The sequence below is a fragment of the Bacillus sp. MUM 116 genome (assembly GCF_001866655.1).
Taxonomy (GTDB): Bacteria; Bacillota; Bacilli; order Bacillales; family Cytobacillaceae; genus Neobacillus.
In genome coordinates this window covers 51912-68967 of the sequence record NZ_MLYR01000047.1, presented here as the reverse complement: position 1 = coordinate 68967, position 17056 = coordinate 51912, and the positions used below count along the sequence as shown (strand labels likewise).

The following is a 17056-nucleotide window of genomic DNA, read 5'->3' as shown; positions in this document are numbered from 1 at the left end:
CTTGCATGTATTAGGCACGCCGCCAGCGTTCGTCCTGAGCCAGGATCAAACTCTCCAAGAAAGTTGATGTAGCTCGAATTTTACGTTGGCTTCACTTCAATAAATGAAATGAATAATTATTGTTTGTTGACGTTTTTGTTTGTTTAGTTTTCAAAGATCAATTTCTCTTAATCGCTCAAAAGCGACTTTATTAATATAACATTTAACCGTTATACCGTCAACATCTTTTTATCTTTTTTATTAAAAAGATAATGTTATAATGCCGACCTAAATTATTATATCAGGTGTCACTCAAAGAATCAAGGTAATTTTTAAAAAAAGAGGAACAACTAAAGTGTCCCTCTTCATCACGAATATTATTCTTTATCATCTGTGATTGTCGGAATCTCGTTGTCGGAATCTCCAGTTACTTCAAGATTCTCTCCTGCTTCACCATCAGTTTCTTCTTCCTGAGATTCTTCCTCTTTTTCCACCTTCGCTACGGTTGCAACAAATTCATTTTCATTCTCTTTCATACTAATTAGTTTTACACCAATAGTATTTCTTCCCATTGTGGAAATACCGCCAACATCTATCCGGATTAAGACACCACCAGTGGTAATCAGCATTAAATCTTCTTCTCCGGTTACCGCTCTCATCGAAACAAGATCTCCATTTTTCTCGGTAATATGGCATGTCTTAATTCCTTTTCCGCCTCTGCCTTGAATACGATATTCAGCTGCTGGGGTACGTTTTCCATAACCATTTTTAGTAACAATAAGGATATCGTTATTTTCTTCTAATACTTCCATGCCTACAACTTCATCATCGCCGTCTATGGTTATCCCTTTTACACCCGTGGCTGTTCTGCCCATTGACCTAACATCTGTTTCTGGGAAACGGATCAGCATCCCTTTTTGGGTTCCAATAATAATGTGCTTATTACCATCGGTTAAACGAGCTGAAATCAGCTCATCGTCCTCTCGTAAATTTAATGCAATCAGACCATTATTCCGGATATGAGCAAACGATGATAATGGTGATCGTTTAGAGATTCCCTCTTTTGTCGTAAAGAACAGGAACCAATCATCGACAAATTCCTCAACAGGGATAATCGCATTTACCCATTCTCCTTTTTCTACGCCAAGAAGATTAATAATTGGTATTCCTTTAGCTGTACGGCTGTATTCCGGAATTTCATACCCTTTTGAACGATAAACCTTCCCTTTGTTCGTAAAGAAGAGAATGGTATCATGGGTAGAAGTAGTGATGAGATGCTCTACAAAATCATCTTCATTTGTTCCCATTCCCTGAATACCGCGGCCGCCCCGTTTTTGAGCACGATAGGTCGAGACAGGGAGGCGTTTGATATAGCCATTATGCGTTAAAGTAATGACAATATTTTCCTGTGGGATTAAATCTTCATCCTCTATATTTTCAATACCGCCAGTAGCTATTTCTGTACGGCGTGCATCATTAAAACGTTCTTTAATCTCTAGTAATTCCTCACGGATAATTTCCAGAACCTTTTCTTCATCCGCTAAAATGGCTTTTAATTCTGCAATAAGCTTAACTAAACCTTGATATTCTTCTTCAATTTTTTCTCTTTCCAAACCTGTTAAACGCTGCAAACGCATATCTAGAATGGCTTGGGCTTGCTTTTCGGAAAGGTTAAATTGAGTCATTAAACCTTCACGGGCAATATCCGTTGTTTGCGAGCTGCGGATTAAGTTAATGACAGCATCCAAATTATCTAAGGCTATACGCAATCCTTCTAAAATATGGGCACGTGCTTCCGCTTTTCGCAATTCGAATTCAGTTCTGCGGCGAATGACTACCTTTTGGTGGTCCAAATAATGAACTAAACATTGTTTAAGTGTCAATACCTTCGGATGCCCATCAACAAGAGCCAATGTATTAATACCAAAGCTTGTTTGCAATGCCGTTTGCTTGTATAAATTATTTAGGAGGACATTCGCGTTCGCATCTTTACGAACCTCAATCACGATGCGCATCCCTCTGCGGTCGGATTCATCCCTTAGATCCGTTATCCCCTCAATTTTTTTATCACGGGCCAATTCAGCAATTTTTTCAATCAACTTTGCTTTATTAACTTGATATGGAAGTTCATTTACAATGATAACTTCCTTACCATTTGACTTTTGTTCAATTTCTACCTTTGCCCGAAGTGTTATCGACCCTCTGCCGGTTTCGTATGCTTTACGAATTCCGCTCCGTCCAAGAATAATTCCACCGGTTGGGAAATCCGGACCAGGAATAATTTCCATCAATTCTTGAGTTGTTATTTCCGGGTCATGGCTGATTGCTAAAACCCCATCAATGATTTCGCCAAGCTGGTGAGGGGGGATGTTGGTAGCCATACCAACGGCAATTCCTGTTGTCCCGTTCACTAATAGGTTGGGGAATCTAGCCGGCAGAACAACCGGTTCTTTTTCTTCCCCATCATAGTTTGGCTGATAATCAATGGTATCTTTGTTAATATCCCTTAATAATTCCATTGAGATTTTGGACATTCTTGATTCTGTATAACGCATTGCTGCCGCCGCATCGCCATCTACGGAACCAAAGTTTCCGTGGCCATCAACGAGCATATACCGATAGTTAAAGTCCTGCGCCATCCGAACCATTGTTTCATAAACAGCCGAGTCACCGTGCGGGTGATATTTACCGATTACATCACCAACGATACGTGCCGATTTTTTATATGGTTTGTCCGCATGAATTCCAAGATCATGCATAGCATATAGAATACGGCGATGTACCGGTTTCAGCCCATCACGGACATCTGGCAGGGCACGGGAAACAATAACACTCATTGCATAGTCAAGGAATGATGATCTCATCTCCTGGCTGATATTAATTTCTTTAATTTGAGGATTTGATGTTTCAGACATTTTTTGTACCTCCTATTCGGGGTGGAAATAAGTCTTTACTGTCTACACTTATAATCAGGTAAACGAAAAAAGGAGGATAGTGGCCATCCCTCTACCCTTTTAATACAGCTGGCATTGATGCCGTTTTTTCCTTATTGTTTAACTCCAGCCTCTCTCCCCTCGAGGCGCTGGAGATTATCTTTAAATATCTAAGTTCTTTACGTATTTTGCATTTTCTTCGATAAAATTACGGCGAGGTTCTACTTTTTCACCCATAAGCATTTCAAAGGTTTCATCTGCTTCAATCGCATCCTCAAGATTAACTTGAAGCATACTTCGACTAGACGGGTCCATTGTGGTTTCCCATAATTGTTCCGGATTCATCTCTCCTAAACCTTTATAACGCTGAACATTCGGCTTTGGAGTACTCGGCAATTGAGCAAATACTTTTTCAAGCTCTTTATCATTATAAGCATATTCAACCCGTTTACCTTGTTGAACTTTATAAAGAGGCGGCTGGGCGATAAAGACATAACCAGCTTCTAAAATTTGTCTCATATACCGGTAAAAGAACGTTAGGATAAGTGTTCGAATATGTGCACCATCCACGTCCGCATCGGTCATAATGACAACCTTATGATAGCGTGCTTTCGAAATATCAAAGTCTTCACCAATTCCTGTCCCAATGGCGGTGATCATCGCCCGAACCTCATTGTTCGAAAGAATCTTATCAAGGCGGGCTTTCTCAACATTAAGGATTTTCCCTTTTAACGGTAAAATTGCTTGAAAATGGCGGTCACGTCCTTGCTTCGCTGAACCGCCCGCTGAGTCTCCCTCAACGATATATAATTCACTTTCAGCCGGATCCTTTGAAGAACAATCCGCTAATTTCCCAGGTAAACTGGATACTTCCAAAGCACTTTTACGTCTTGTTAATTCCCGGGCTTTTTTGGCTGCGAGTCTTGCTCTGGCTGCCATTAATCCTTTTTCAACAATTTTCTTTGCTACTATAGGATTTTCCAAAAGAAACTTATCAAAATGATTTGCAAATAGCGCATCTGTAATAGTTCTCACTTCAGAGTTGCCAAGTTTGGTTTTGGTTTGGCCTTCAAATTGCGGATCAGGATGCTTAATGGAAACAATAGCAGTTAGACCTTCACGAACATCTTCACCTGAAAGATTGGCATCCGCTTCTTTAATTAATCCATTTTTCCGTGCGTAATCATTTATAACCCTAGTTAAGGCTGTTTTAAAGCCAGACTCATGTGTTCCGCCTTCGTAGGTATGGATGTTGTTTGCAAAGGAGTAAATACTCTCTGTATATCCCTCGTTATATTGAAGGGCTACTTCAATACTAATTCCGTCGCGTTCACCCTCGATATAAATTGGATCTTCAAAAATAACTTCCTTTGTTCGGTTTAAATGTTCAACATACGATTTAATACCGCCTTCATAATGGTATTCAGCCTTTTTATTCTCAACACGTTTATCCTCAATGGTTATTCTTAAACCCCTGTTAAGAAAAGCGAGCTCACGAATCCTCGTTGCAAGAGTATCGAAATCGTATTCCAATGTTTCTGTAAAAATTTCTCCATCCGGTTTAAAACGTGTAATTGTACCCGTTTTATCAGTTTCCCCGATAATTTTTAAATCGGCAACCGGAACACCACGTTCATATTTTTGATAATGAATATGACCGTCTCGGTGGACAAAAACTTCCAATTCTGTGGACAATGCATTTACAACAGAGGCACCTACACCATGAAGTCCTCCTGAAACTTTGTACCCGCCGCCGCCGAATTTTCCTCCAGCGTGAAGCACGGTCATAATAACCTCAACAGCAGGTCGTCCCATTTTCTCCTGGATTCCCACAGGAATTCCCCGGCCATTATCCTTTACCGTAATGCTGTTATCTTTTTCAATAATGACATTTATTTCGTCACAAAAACCAGCTAATGCCTCATCAATACTGTTATCTACAATTTCCCAAACGAGATGATGAAGTCCTTTCCCGCTGGTCGACCCAATATACATCCCCGGTCTTTTTCGTACAGCTTCGAGCCCTTCTAACACTTGTATCTGGTCGGCTTCATATGCTGGTTCTTGAAATGTTTTTTGTTCCATTGTCAAAGCTTTTCACCTGCACTTTCTACCAAAGTCAATCTATATATCAAAAGTAGAAGATTATTTATTATATTTATAATTCCGATTGGTTCTTCTGACTTGAACGTTTCTTTAAGGTCCCGGAAGCAATGGGGGATAAATAAATTTTGTCAGAGGTAATCACAACTGACTTATAGGGGTTTTTTGAAAGGTTAATGACTTTTTCTTCATGCTGATGCAGGAATTCCCCCACCATTTCAGAAGACTTTGCACTTTCTTTATCTAATATAGAAATAATATCCCTTGCCCTGATATTTAAATCTTCCCCAATATGAATATACACACTTCCACCTCAATCTACTTTCTTGATTGATAAGAATTTATATCATTGGACTTCGAGAATGGACCAGCGCCTAGCCCCTCGAGGGAAAAAATGAACTGCTTTTTTCCTAGGTTGCTTCGGTCCTGTCGATGAAGTCAAAGAACGACTTCACCGCCGCCAGGACCTAAAGCCTTGTCGGGGGTCTATCAAGGCGCTTCCGTTTTTCTTATTACACCGGATTCTACTTCAAATGTCGAAGCGTCTTTTAATGTTTGATGGTGGATTCCATCGACACTTGTCGTTGTCACAAACGTCTGAACCCTTCCTTGAATGGTATTGAGCAGATGGGACTGACGGTAGTCATCCAATTCTGATAACACATCATCAAGAAGTAAAATGGGAAACTCGCCAATTTGCGAATGAATTAATTCAATTTCGGCAAGTTTAACTGAAAGAGCTGTTGTCCGCTGCTGCCCCTGAGATCCAAATGTTTGTACATCCCGATTATTAACGAAAAATAATAAATCATCACGATGGGGGCCAAACAGGGTTGTTCCGCGTTCAATCTCCCTTGATTTCACTTTGTTGAACTTTTCTTCATAGGATGCTATCATTTTCGACAATTCTTGGCCTTCTAATACATCCACCGATGGTTTGTACTCAATTTTAAGCGATTCTAATCCTCTGGAGATTCCACTATGAATCGGCTGTGCCCATTTTTCAAGAAGTTGAAGGAATTCAAAACGCTTATGAATGATCTTTACGGCTGTTGCAATAAACTGCTCTGTTAATATTTCCAGCATCGTTTGGTCTGACTGCTTTTTAATCTGCATCATTTTTAAAAAATGATTTCGTTGTTGCAGTATTTTTTGATATTGGCTCATATCATGTAAATAAACCGGAGATACCTGGCCAATTTCCATATCAATAAAACGCCTTCTCACTTGCGGACTTCCCTTTACTAGGTTTAGATCCTCCGGCGCAAACATCACGACATTTAGATTTCCAACATATTGGCTCAACTTTTGTTGTTCAATATGGTTACATTTTGCCTTTTTCCCTTTTTTAGAGATAACGAGCTGCAGTGGTAAAGAACTATGTTGCTTTTGAATTCTACCTTCTATTTTAGCATACTCTTGGTCCCAGCGAATAAGATCTTTGTCGTTTGAAGTCCGGTGGGATTTAGCCATAGCTAAAACATAAATCGACTCCATTACATTGGTTTTCCCCTGGGCGTTTTCACCTAAAATCACATTCACTTTATTTTCAAAGTCAATCGATAATGTTTCATAGTTCCGATAATTTTTTAAGGCTAATTGTTCAATGTACATAAAAATGTAACATCCTTCTATTTTTCCGTAATAAGAAAATCTCCAAAACCGGGAATATCAACTTTGTCACCGGCACGAAGTTTTCTTCCTCTTCTTTGATCTTGTTCCCCATTAATAATTATTTGGTGCTCGCTTAAAAACCATTTTGCCATTCCACCGGTTTGAATAACATCCGCTAGTTTAAGAAATTGACCTAATGTAATAAATTCTGTGTCTATTTCTATTTTGTCAGGCATAATCCATCACTCATTTCAAAAATGGTCTCAATACTTTATTTTACTAAAAAAATCACTTGGATACAAAGAAATCTAAAAAAAAGCTGCCAATCACTCTGGCAGCTCTATTTTTTTAAAAAAATTTATCCGGTCTTTGAGAATCCCCCGATTCTGGCATGGGGCGCTTCCGTCTTTTAGTAAGTTCTTACCGGTAAAATAAGTTGCAAGGTTGTTTCGTCATGCAGTGGACGAATCAGGAATGGACGCATCGCCCCGGTAAAGCTAATGCAAATTTCTGTTCCTTCTAATGCTTTTAAGGCATCCATCATATATTTTGCACTAAAGGAAATTTTTAATTCTTCTCCTTCAATGGATTGGCTTTGAATTTCCTCCACTACCTTACCAATTTCAGGAGTATTGGAAGAAACTTCGATAATTCCTCCCTCGTTTGTTGCAAATTTAACCACATTATTTCTTCCTTCCCGCGCAAGTAAGGAAGCACGGTCAATGGCATGAAGGAAAGCCTTTGTATTAACGGTCACATCTGTTTTGCTTTCATTTGGAATCAATCGGGATGTATCAGGATAATTTCCTTCTAAAAGCCTTGAGAAAAATAATAAATGTTTCGCTTTAAATAAAATTTGGTTTTCCGTAATAACAATATCAATTAATTCATTGGAATCATCAATAATCTTATTTAATTCATTCAAACTTTTTCCCGGGATGACAACATTATAAATTTCATTGTTTTCCGTTTCGATTCTCACTTTCCTTAATGCCAAGCGGTGACTATCTGTTGCAATACAGGTTAATTCGCCATTTTCAATCTTCCAGTTTACACCTGTCAAGATGGGGCGTGTTTCTGAGGAGGACACGGCGAAAACGGTTTGGCGAATCATTGCTTTTAAAAGATCTGTTGCAATATGGAATTTATTATTTTCTTCAATTTGCGGAAGATGTGGATATTCTTCTGCATCTAGGCCAATAAGATTAAATTCAGATTTTCCTGAGCGAATAACCGTTTGCAGTGAGCCAAGAACTTCTATTTCAACGGAATCTGTAGGGAGCTTTTTGACAATCTCACTAAAAAACTTAGCTTGTAGAACAATCGCGCCTGTTTGTTTGATTTCAACAATTTCATTTCCTTCGTCTTCTTTTGGAATAAATGATTCAATTGAAACATCCGAATCACTCCCTGTTAAAGTAACTCCTTCTTCTGCTGCAGTAATTTTAATTCCCGTTAAAATTGGAATCGTAGTTCTTGAAGTGACAGCTTTCATTACATCTTGGACACTTTGAACGAGGCGGTCCCGTTGAATGATAAATCTCATTTTAGAAATTCCTCCGATTATGCATATTTTAATGGCGATTATATATAATAATATTTTTTAAAAAAATAGTAGAAGTACTAGTAGGGCCTGTTAGTATGTGGATAACTCCAATTTTTCAATGGAAACACAGCCTATCCACATGTGGACAGACTGTGCATGAATCAGTAAAAGTTATTCACATAATTCGAATTTCCTTAAACCTTTAATAGTTCATTTAATTCTTTCATCTGTTTTTGCAATTGTGCATCGCTTTGCAGCATTTTAGAAATTTTTTCGTGGGCATGAATAACGGTAGTGTGGTCTCTGCCGCCAAATTCTTCTCCGATTTTTGGCAGAGAATGATCTGTTAATTCCCTGGATAAGTACATCGCAATTTGTCTTGGAAATGCAACAGACTTTGTCCGTTTTTTAGCTTTAAAATCCTCCAGCTTTACACCAAACTGTTCACCAACCACTCTTTGAATATCAAGAATCGTAATAACTTTTGGCTTAGAGCTAGGGATAATATCCTTCAATGCTTCAGCTGCTAGATCCGCATTGATATCTTTATTTATTAATGATGAATAGGCGACAACACGAATCAGTGCACCTTCGAGTTCCCGAATGTTTGAATCGATTTGATTTGCAATATATAACATGACCTCATTCGGGATATCCAATCCTTCAGCTTTTGCTTTTTTACGAAGAATGGCAATCCTTGTTTCAAGGTCTGGTGGTGTAATATCAGTAATTAATCCCCACTCAAAACGAGAGCGAAGCCGATCCTCCAATGTAGGAATTTCCCTTGGTGGACGGTCACTTGAGATAATAATTTGTTTACTTTCTTCGTGAAGAGCATTAAAGGTATGGAAAAATTCTTCCTGGGTTGATTCTTTTCCAGCTAAAAATTGAATATCGTCAATTAACAGGACATCTACATTTCGATACTTATTGCGAAAACTTTCCGCTTTATTGTCACGAATTGAGTTAATAAATTCATTTGTAAATTTTTCTGATGATAAATAAACGACTTTTGCTGAAGGCTTATGATCTAATACATAATGGCCAATAGCATGCATTAGGTGGGTTTTACCCAATCCTACTCCGCCATATATAAATAAAGGATTATAGGCTTTTGCCGGTGCTTCAGCTACGGCGAGCGATGCTGCATGGGCAAAGCGGTTTCCTGAACCAATTACGAACGAATCAAAAAGATACTTAGGATTTAATATGTTTTGAGGAAAATCAATTTGATCTTCTTCCTTTTTTGCCTTTTTTGGAGGCGCTGGTACATCCATTTCTCCCTCATTTTGATTATGCGGAATAATAAATTTCACAGATAGCTCTTCTCCGGTAATTTCATAAAGAATACCTGAGATTAACTGGGAATAGCGCTCTTCCAGCCAATCACGTGCAAATTCATTTGGTGCTGTAACAACAAGCAGATTTCCTTGAAGGGAATGAGCCTTTGTCGACTTTAGCCATGTATCAAAGCTGGGCTTACTTATCTTTTTTTCTATATTGGTAAGCGACGCATTCCAAAGATCCGCAATATTTTCCAACGAGTTTCCCTCCTTTTTCATGTAATAAATTGTGTAACTTCACTTTAGATAAAAACTGCCGAGCTCCCAAAAGTTTCGTGAAAAAACAAGTTATACAAGCTGTACAATCTATTAATTTATAAATATACGAAACAGTGGTTGTGGAAAAATATATAATAAGGAAATAAAGTGGAGTTTCGACAATATCCACCTCTTGTGGACAACTTTCTGCAGAACACTTGAACAACCTATCCACACGTTATCCACAAATTGTGGATAATAATATTTTGAGACAAAGTTATTCAGAGTGAAAACACAAATATAATATCAAATAATAACAAGAGGTGCAATGGTTTTTCGTAGTTTATCCACAAGAGTGATACATTGTGGGTAAAAATTGTCCACAAGTAATGGTTTTGTGAAAAAGCTGTCGATAACTTGTGAAATGTGTAAAAAATATGTCGATTAATTATCCACAGGCGGGGAATTGCAGTATTAACTTACCAATTTAGGTTTTCAAATAAGCAGCAAAATCATTCATACTAAAAAATAATGGAAATTGGGAACAATGGCAGGAGAGTGGTTGACAATCATATGTAGACCTCTTTATAATAAGTAAGACTGTCAAAGGCATTAAACTTGATAGCTATTCCTCAGGGAGGTGTCATATAATGAAAAGAACATATCAACCAAATAAACGTAAGCATAGTAAAGTTCACGGTTTCCGCAGTCGAATGAGCTCAGCAAACGGACGTAAAGTTCTTGCTCGCCGTCGTCAAAAAGGAAGAAAAGTATTATCAGCTTAGACCACTGAAACGTCTCAGTGGTCTTTTTTCTAATTAAAAGGGGAAAAATGAAAAGCGGAAGCGCCTTGATCAGCCCCGAAAAGGCTTTTGGTCCTGGCGGTTAAGTCGTTCTTTGACTTCATCGATAGGACCGAAGCAACCTAGGAAAAAAGCAGTTCATTTTTCCCTCGAGGGGCTAGACGCTTGCGCTAGACAATATGAGTACTGAGACTATTCAGACTGAAGGTGTTTTAATGAAAAAGGAACTTAGGGTCAAAAAAAATAAAGACTTTCAAGAGATCTTCCAAAAGGGGTATTCTTTTGCGAATCGCCAATTTGTTGTCTATTCATTAAAAAAAGAGGGGCAGGAAATTTTTCGCATTGGATTGTCTGTCAGCAAAAAGCTTGGCAATGCCGTTACGAGAAACCAAATAAAACGCTATATCCGGCAAGCAATCTTTGAGCTAAAGGATCAGCTTTATGCAGGGAATGATTATATCATTATTGCCAGAAAGCCTGCGGCGGAAATGGATTTTTTTGAGGTAAAAAAAAGCTTAACGCATGTGTTGAAGGTAGGAAAGGTTTTAAAGAGTCCTAAAAGAACATAAAGGAAAGTATTTCTTTGTTTACTATGGAATAAAGACATTTAATACAAGAAAATGGTAAAATACTCATAAGAAAAATACATACAAGCGGGATATTTATATTTTGAATAAGGAGGGAAATTTGGTTGAAAAGAAGAATATTACTTTTATCGGGGATTCTTTCTTTGTTCCTGTTTTTAACTGGATGTAGTCAGATTAAGCAGCCAATCACAGCAGAAAGTACGGGATTTTGGAATCAATATATTGTTTATCCTTTATCTTGGCTGATTAAAGAGGTAGCACATTTACTCGGCGGAAGCTACGGGTTATCGCTTATTGTCGTTACGATTCTGGTTCGTTTGGTTATTTTGCCGTTGATGATTAAGCAGACGAGAAGTTCAAAGGCCATGCAGGCACTTCAGCCACAGCTGCAGGAACTTAGAAAAAAATACAGCTCTAAAGATCAGAAAACTCAGCAAAAATTACAGCAAGAAACGATGGCACTTTTCCAACAAAATGGTGTGAATCCGATGGCTGGATGTTTTCCGTTAATCATCCAAATGCCAGTTCTAATTGGTTTTTATCATGCAATTTCAAGAACAAGTGAAATTGCCCAGGATAGTTTCCTATGGTTTGACTTAGGGCATAAAGATCCTTACTATATTTTACCGATTGTAGCAGGGATTACGACGTTTATTCAACAAAAAATGATGATGGCCGGTACGGAAAACCAAAATCCGCAAATGGCGATGATGGTTTGGATGATGCCGATTATGATTGTCATTTTTGCTTTTAATTTCCCAGCTGCACTCTCTTTGTATTGGGTAGTCGGGAATATTTTCATGATTGTTCAAACCTATTTTATTAAAGGGCCGGAATTAAAGGCAAAAGCCACCGGCAAAGCGGGAGGAGCAAAGAAGTGAAACAGGTAACTGCTACAGGACAGAATGTCGAAGAAGCAGTAGAATCAGCTTTAGCTCAATTGCAAACAACAAAGGACCGCGCAGAAATCGACATTATTGATGAGGGGAAAAAGGGGCTCTTTGGCATTTTTGGCTCACGACCGGCGGTGGTAAAAGTAACCTTAGTCATTGATCCAATTGAGGAAGCTAAAAATTTTCTAAAGAATGTCAGCAAACAAATGGGAGCGCCAGTTGAAATTGAAGTAAAACGTCAAGGAAAACAGGTGAATTTCATTTTAACAGGTGAAAAGATTGCATTATTGATTGGAAAAAGAGGACAAACTTTAAATTCACTGCAATATTTGACCCAGCTTGTTATTAATCGCTCGTCGAATCAATATTTAACCGTTATTTTGGATGCTGAAGATTACCGGAACCGCAGGAATGAGACATTAATTCAATTAGCTCATCGTCTTGCCCAAAAGGCAGTTAAGACTGGTAAAGATGTGGCCCTGGAGCCAATGCCATCTTATGAACGGAAAGTGATCCATACTGCATTATCTGGAAATAAACGGATAAAAACATTTTCTGATGGGACAGAACCGCATCGATATATAGTCATTGTTCCGGCAAAATAAAAAGTCAAAAGACGCTCTATCAACTTGATAGAGTGTCTTTTTTTACTCTGTTTTCCGCCCGCGGAAAACGATATGCCTAATAGAGGAAATTGACAGGCACATTCAAAACTGCTTTTTAAAAAAGGTTTGTGGGAATGTTTGTTTTATTGTTATTCACATGTGGATAAGTTAAAATAAAAGGTAAATACTTGCCACTGTGGATAATACAGATTCCTTTTTTAACGGAATCTGATGTGATATTCTAATAATTTGGAGCTAAATATTCATTTTTTACGATAAATATTTTTTAGGTAAGAGAGGTGAACCAAAATGGAATTTGACACGATTGCGGCGATTTCGACACCGATGGGTGAAGGGGCTATCGCGATTGTAAGATTAAGTGGTGATGATGCTTTTAGGATTGCCGATAAGGTGTTTAAAAGTATCAGCGAAAAAAGGCTGCTGGATATGGCTTCCCATACGATTCATTACGGCCATCTCATTGATCCTAAAAATGGACAAGTAGTGGAAGAAGTAATGGTATCGTTGATGAAAGGGCCAAAAACCTTTACAAAAGAGGATGTTGTAGAGATTAATTGCCATGGCGGGATTGTTTCTGTTAACCGCGTGTTGCAATTAGTTTTAAATAATGGAGCACGGCTTGCCGAACCTGGTGAATTTACGAAACGGGCCTTTTTAAATGGACGTATCGATTTATCGCAGGCAGAGGCAGTCATGGATTTAATACGGGCAAAAACAGACCGGGCGATGAATGTTGCATTAGGGCAGATGGAAGGAAGACTATCTCGGCTGATTCGCACATTGCGTCAGGAAATTCTAGAAATCCTAGCTCATGTTGAAGTAAATATTGATTATCCAGAATACGATGATGTCGAGGAAATGACTCATAAAATGCTGAAGGAAAAAGCGGCTTTTGTACGGGAAGAAATTAAAAAGCTTTTACAAACCTCTCAGCAGGGGAAAATTTTACGTGAAGGATTATCGACAGTTATTGTCGGCCGCCCGAATGTGGGAAAATCTTCGTTATTAAATAGTTTGGTTCACGAAAATAAAGCGATTGTTACGGATATTCCTGGGACAACCCGTGATGTAATTGAAGAATATGTTAATGTAAGAGGTGTGCCGCTAAGACTTTTGGATACAGCGGGAATCCGGGAAACAGAAGATATTGTGGAACGGATTGGTGTTGAGCGTTCCCGCCAGGTTTTACGTGAGGCTGATTTGATCTTGCTCGTTTTAAATTATTCCGATGAGTTAACAATGGAAGATGAAAATCTTTTTAAGGCTGTTGAAGGAATGGATGTCATTGTGATTGTCAACAAAACCGACCTTCCGCAGAAAATTGATTTAGATCGGGTTAAGGAGCTGGCTCGCGGACATAAGCTGGTGACGACATCGCTTCTAGAAGACCGAGGGGTCGATGAATTGGAAGAGGCCATTTCTTCGTTATTTTTTGCTGGCACAATAGAGGCCGGGGATATGACCTATGTTTCAAACAGCCGTCATATTGCTTTATTGAATCAAGCATTAAATTCAATTGAAGAAGCGATTGACGGAGTCGAATTTGGGACTCCGATTGATATTGTTCAAATTGATTTAACCAGGGTCTGGGAGCTGCTGGGGGAAGTAATTGGCGACAGTGTCCATGAAAGCTTAATTGACCAGCTGTTTTCACAGTTCTGTTTAGGAAAATAATAGATGCAATAAAGTGAAACTTCAATCAGTGGGGGTCTTACTGCCCGTTAATGCGGGATAAATTTTTTACATTCCGAGTTAGTCGGAAATTGGAGGAACAACAATGCAATACGAAGCAGGAAGTTATGACGTCATAGTCATCGGTGCGGGTCATGCAGGCTGTGAGGCCGGCCTTGCAGCCGCACGTCTTGGCGCAAAAACTTTAATGATTACGATTAACCTTGATATGGTTGCTTTTATGCCATGTAATCCTTCTGTTGGCGGCCCTGCAAAAGGAATCGTCGTACGGGAAATCGATGCACTTGGCGGGGAAATGGGCAAAAATATTGATAAAACTTATATTCAAATGAGGATGCTGAACACAGGGAAAGGTCCTGCCGTAAGGGCACTGCGGGCTCAGGCCGACAAATTTGCCTATCAGCATGAGATGAAAAACACACTGGAAAACGAGCCTAATTTGACTCTGTTACAGGGAATGGTAGAGCTTTTAATTGTCGAAGACGGTATAGTGGTTGGCGCCGTTACGAAAACAGGTGCAACTTATCGTGCCAAAACAGTAGTGATTACAACTGGTACTTACCTTCGAGGCGAAATCATTCTTGGGGAATTAAAATATTCGAGCGGCCCAAATAATCAGCAGCCGGCGGTTAAGTTATCAGAACATCTTGAAGAGCTTGGCTTCGAACTTGTTCGTTTTAAAACTGGGACACCGCCAAGGGTTAACAGCCACACCATTGATTATAGCAAAACGGAAATTCAGCCGGGTGACGAACAACCGAGGGCTTTTTCATATGAAACAACGAAATACATTACCGATCAGCTGCCATGCTGGTTAACCTATACGAATGAACAAACACATCTATTAATCGACCAGAACCTCCATCGTTCACCGATGTATTCGGGTATGATTAAAGGGACCGGCCCACGTTATTGTCCATCGATTGAGGATAAGGTAGTGCGCTTTAATGACAAACCGCGCCACCAAATTTTCCTTGAGCCAGAAGGTAGAAATACGCAGGAAGTATATGTCCAAGGTTTATCAACCAGTCTGCCGGAAGATGTTCAACAACAAATTCTAAAAACCATTCCGGGGCTTGAAAATGTGCAAATGATGCGCTCCGGTTATGCCATCGAATATGATGCCATCGTACCGACACAGCTTTGGCCGACACTGGAGACAAAGATTGTCAAAAATCTCTACACGGCTGGTCAAATTAATGGTACTTCCGGGTATGAAGAAGCAGCCGGTCAAGGATTGATGGCGGGGATTAATGCCGGCCTCAATGCATTAGGCCACGAGCAAGTAGTATTAAGCCGTTCAGATGCTTATATCGGTGTATTGATTGACGACCTTATTACAAAGGGAACAAATGAACCGTACCGCCTGCTTACATCGAGGGCAGAATACCGTTTATTATTACGCCATGACAATGCGGACTTAAGATTAACGGAAGTTGGCCATGAAATTGGTTTGATTCGTGAAGAGCGCTATCAGCAATTTTTGGCAAAAAAAGAAGCCATTGAACTTGAAAAGAAACGGTTATGGTCGAACATTATCAAACCTGCAAAAGAGGTTCAGGATTTAATTAAAAGCCTTGGCGGCAGTGAATTAAAAGACGGCATTCGCGCATCCGACCTGTTAAAACGTCCGGAAATGTCCTATGAACATATTGAGCAGCTTGCTCCAAGCGATGTTTCTTTGGATACTGAAATCAAAGAGCAAGTCGAAATTCAAATTAAGTATGAAGGCTATATTGATAAATCACTTCAGCAGGTGGATCGTTTAAAGAAAATGGAGAATAAGAAAATCCCTGAAAACATTGATTATGATGCCATTAACGGCTTAGCGACGGAAGCAAGACAGAAACTCAAAAAAATTAAGCCGTTGTCGATTGCCCAGGCTTCAAGAATTTCCGGGGTAAACCCTGCTGATATTTCCATTCTGCTTGTTTATTTAGAACAAGGCAGGATTGCCAAAGTTGTAAACGAATAAATTAGTGAGGAATTGCATCGATGAATATTGAACAATTTGAATCCATGCTGGGGGAAAAGGGAATTACCCTTTCCTCAAGGCAATTGGAGCAATTTGAAATTTATTATGAAACCCTTGTGGAATGGAACGAAAAAATGAATTTGACAGCAATCACGGAAAAAAAAGATGTGTATTTAAAACATTTTTACGATTCCATAACGGCGGGTTTTTATTACGATTTTACAAAAACCTTTCATCTATGTGATGTCGGGGCGGGTGCCGGATTCCCGAGCATTCCTTTAAAAATTGTCTTTCCACAAATCAAGGTTACAATTGTTGACTCACTCAATAAGCGTATTTCTTTTTTAAACCATTTGGCAAATGTGTTAAAGTTAGAAAATGTCCAATTCATTCACGATCGGGCAGAAACATTCGGAGTCAATCCACATTACCGGGAATCATTTGATGTCGTGACAGCAAGAGCGGTTGCCAGAATGTCCGTACTTAGCGAGCTTTGCTTGCCTCTTGTAAAGGTAGGCGGACATTTTATTGCCATGAAGGCTGCACATGCCAAAGAAGAATTGGAAGCAGGCCAAAAGGCGATTACCACTCTCGGTGGAAAATTGGAAAATGTGTTCACATTTACATTGCCAATGGAAGAAAGTGAACGAAATATTTTGGTCATTAAGAAAGAGAAACAAACGCTAAAGAAATATCCGCGCAAGCCAGGTACGCCTGGTAAAATGCCGATTGAGTAAACAATCAATTTTGAAAAATGCCTTTGA

At 39.1% G+C, this 17056-nt stretch carries 14 protein-coding genes and 1 rRNA gene; 7 read left to right on the top strand and 8 right to left on the bottom strand.

Going from position 1 to position 17056, the window contains the following annotated elements:
* The 8 genes from BIV60_RS13555 to dnaA all read right to left on the bottom strand — a co-directional run.
* A 16S ribosomal RNA gene (locus BIV60_RS13555) occupies positions 1-61 on the bottom strand; the annotation flags it as partial.
* Positions 62-356: 295 nt separating this feature from the next.
* Positions 357-2894, bottom strand: a complete 2538-nt coding sequence (gene gyrA / locus BIV60_RS13550; protein ID WP_071356267.1) for a DNA gyrase subunit A — start codon at positions 2892-2894, stop codon at positions 357-359.
* Positions 2895-3074: 180 nt separating this feature from the next.
* Positions 3075-4997 carry a DNA topoisomerase (ATP-hydrolyzing) subunit B gene (gene gyrB, locus BIV60_RS13545; RefSeq protein WP_071356266.1) on the bottom strand — a complete coding sequence of 641 codons (1923 nt, stop codon included), beginning with the start codon at positions 4995-4997 and terminating at the stop codon, positions 3075-3077.
* A 73-nt stretch (positions 4998-5070) separates the two neighbouring features.
* The gene (gene remB / locus BIV60_RS13540; RefSeq protein ID WP_071356265.1) at positions 5071-5319 is read right to left on the bottom strand and encodes an extracellular matrix regulator RemB; all 249 of its coding nucleotides are present in this window, start codon (positions 5317-5319) and stop codon (positions 5071-5073) included.
* Positions 5320-5504: 185 nt separating this feature from the next.
* Complete coding sequence (gene recF, locus BIV60_RS13535; RefSeq protein ID WP_071356264.1) at positions 5505-6629, bottom strand: DNA replication/repair protein RecF; 1125 nt, start codon at positions 6627-6629, stop codon at positions 5505-5507.
* Positions 6630-6646: 17 nt separating this feature from the next.
* Entirely contained in the window at positions 6647-6865 is a 219-nt protein-coding gene (yaaA, locus tag BIV60_RS13530; protein WP_071356263.1) for a S4 domain-containing protein YaaA, read from the bottom strand.
* A 173-nt stretch (positions 6866-7038) separates the two neighbouring features.
* Positions 7039-8175: a DNA polymerase III subunit beta gene (dnaN, locus tag BIV60_RS13525; protein WP_071356262.1), complete on the bottom strand. Its 1137-nt coding sequence runs from the start codon at positions 8173-8175 to the stop codon at positions 7039-7041.
* A gap of 194 nt (positions 8176-8369) precedes the next feature.
* A complete protein-coding gene (dnaA, locus tag BIV60_RS13520; RefSeq protein WP_071356261.1) occupies positions 8370-9716 on the bottom strand; it encodes a chromosomal replication initiator protein DnaA in 1347 nt (448 codons plus the stop codon).
* Between the two features lie 650 nt (positions 9717-10366).
* Here dnaA and rpmH point away from each other — a divergent pair.
* The 7 genes from rpmH to rsmG all read left to right on the top strand — a co-directional run bounded on the left by rpmH (position 10367) and on the right by rsmG (position 17029).
* The gene (gene rpmH, locus BIV60_RS13515; RefSeq protein ID WP_063255153.1) at positions 10367-10501 is read left to right on the top strand and encodes a 50S ribosomal protein L34; all 135 of its coding nucleotides are present in this window, start codon (positions 10367-10369) and stop codon (positions 10499-10501) included.
* Between the two features lie 233 nt (positions 10502-10734).
* A complete protein-coding gene (gene rnpA, locus BIV60_RS13510) occupies positions 10735-11088 on the top strand; it encodes a ribonuclease P protein component (RefSeq protein WP_071356260.1) in 354 nt (117 codons plus the stop codon).
* A gap of 122 nt (positions 11089-11210) precedes the next feature.
* Positions 11211-11987, top strand: coding sequence for a YidC family membrane integrase SpoIIIJ (gene spoIIIJ, locus BIV60_RS13505; protein ID WP_071356259.1), 777 nt, complete (start codon positions 11211-11213; stop codon positions 11985-11987).
* Positions 11984-12604 carry an RNA-binding cell elongation regulator Jag/EloR gene (jag, locus tag BIV60_RS13500; protein WP_071356258.1) on the top strand — a complete coding sequence of 207 codons (621 nt, stop codon included), beginning with the start codon at positions 11984-11986 and terminating at the stop codon, positions 12602-12604. Before spoIIIJ ends, jag begins: the two co-directional genes overlap by 4 nt.
* Before the next feature lie 309 nt (positions 12605-12913).
* Positions 12914-14299 (top strand): tRNA uridine-5-carboxymethylaminomethyl(34) synthesis GTPase MnmE, encoded by a 1386-nt coding sequence (mnmE, locus tag BIV60_RS13495; protein ID WP_071356257.1) that lies wholly within the window; start codon positions 12914-12916, stop codon positions 14297-14299.
* A gap of 103 nt (positions 14300-14402) precedes the next feature.
* On the top strand, positions 14403-16292 hold the full coding sequence (gene mnmG / locus BIV60_RS13490) for a tRNA uridine-5-carboxymethylaminomethyl(34) synthesis enzyme MnmG (protein WP_071356256.1): 1890 nt from the start codon (positions 14403-14405) through the stop codon (positions 16290-16292).
* A 20-nt stretch (positions 16293-16312) separates the two neighbouring features.
* On the top strand, positions 16313-17029 hold the full coding sequence (gene rsmG, locus BIV60_RS13485; RefSeq protein WP_071356255.1) for a 16S rRNA (guanine(527)-N(7))-methyltransferase RsmG: 717 nt from the start codon (positions 16313-16315) through the stop codon (positions 17027-17029).
* Positions 17030-17056 lie beyond the last annotated feature (27 nt).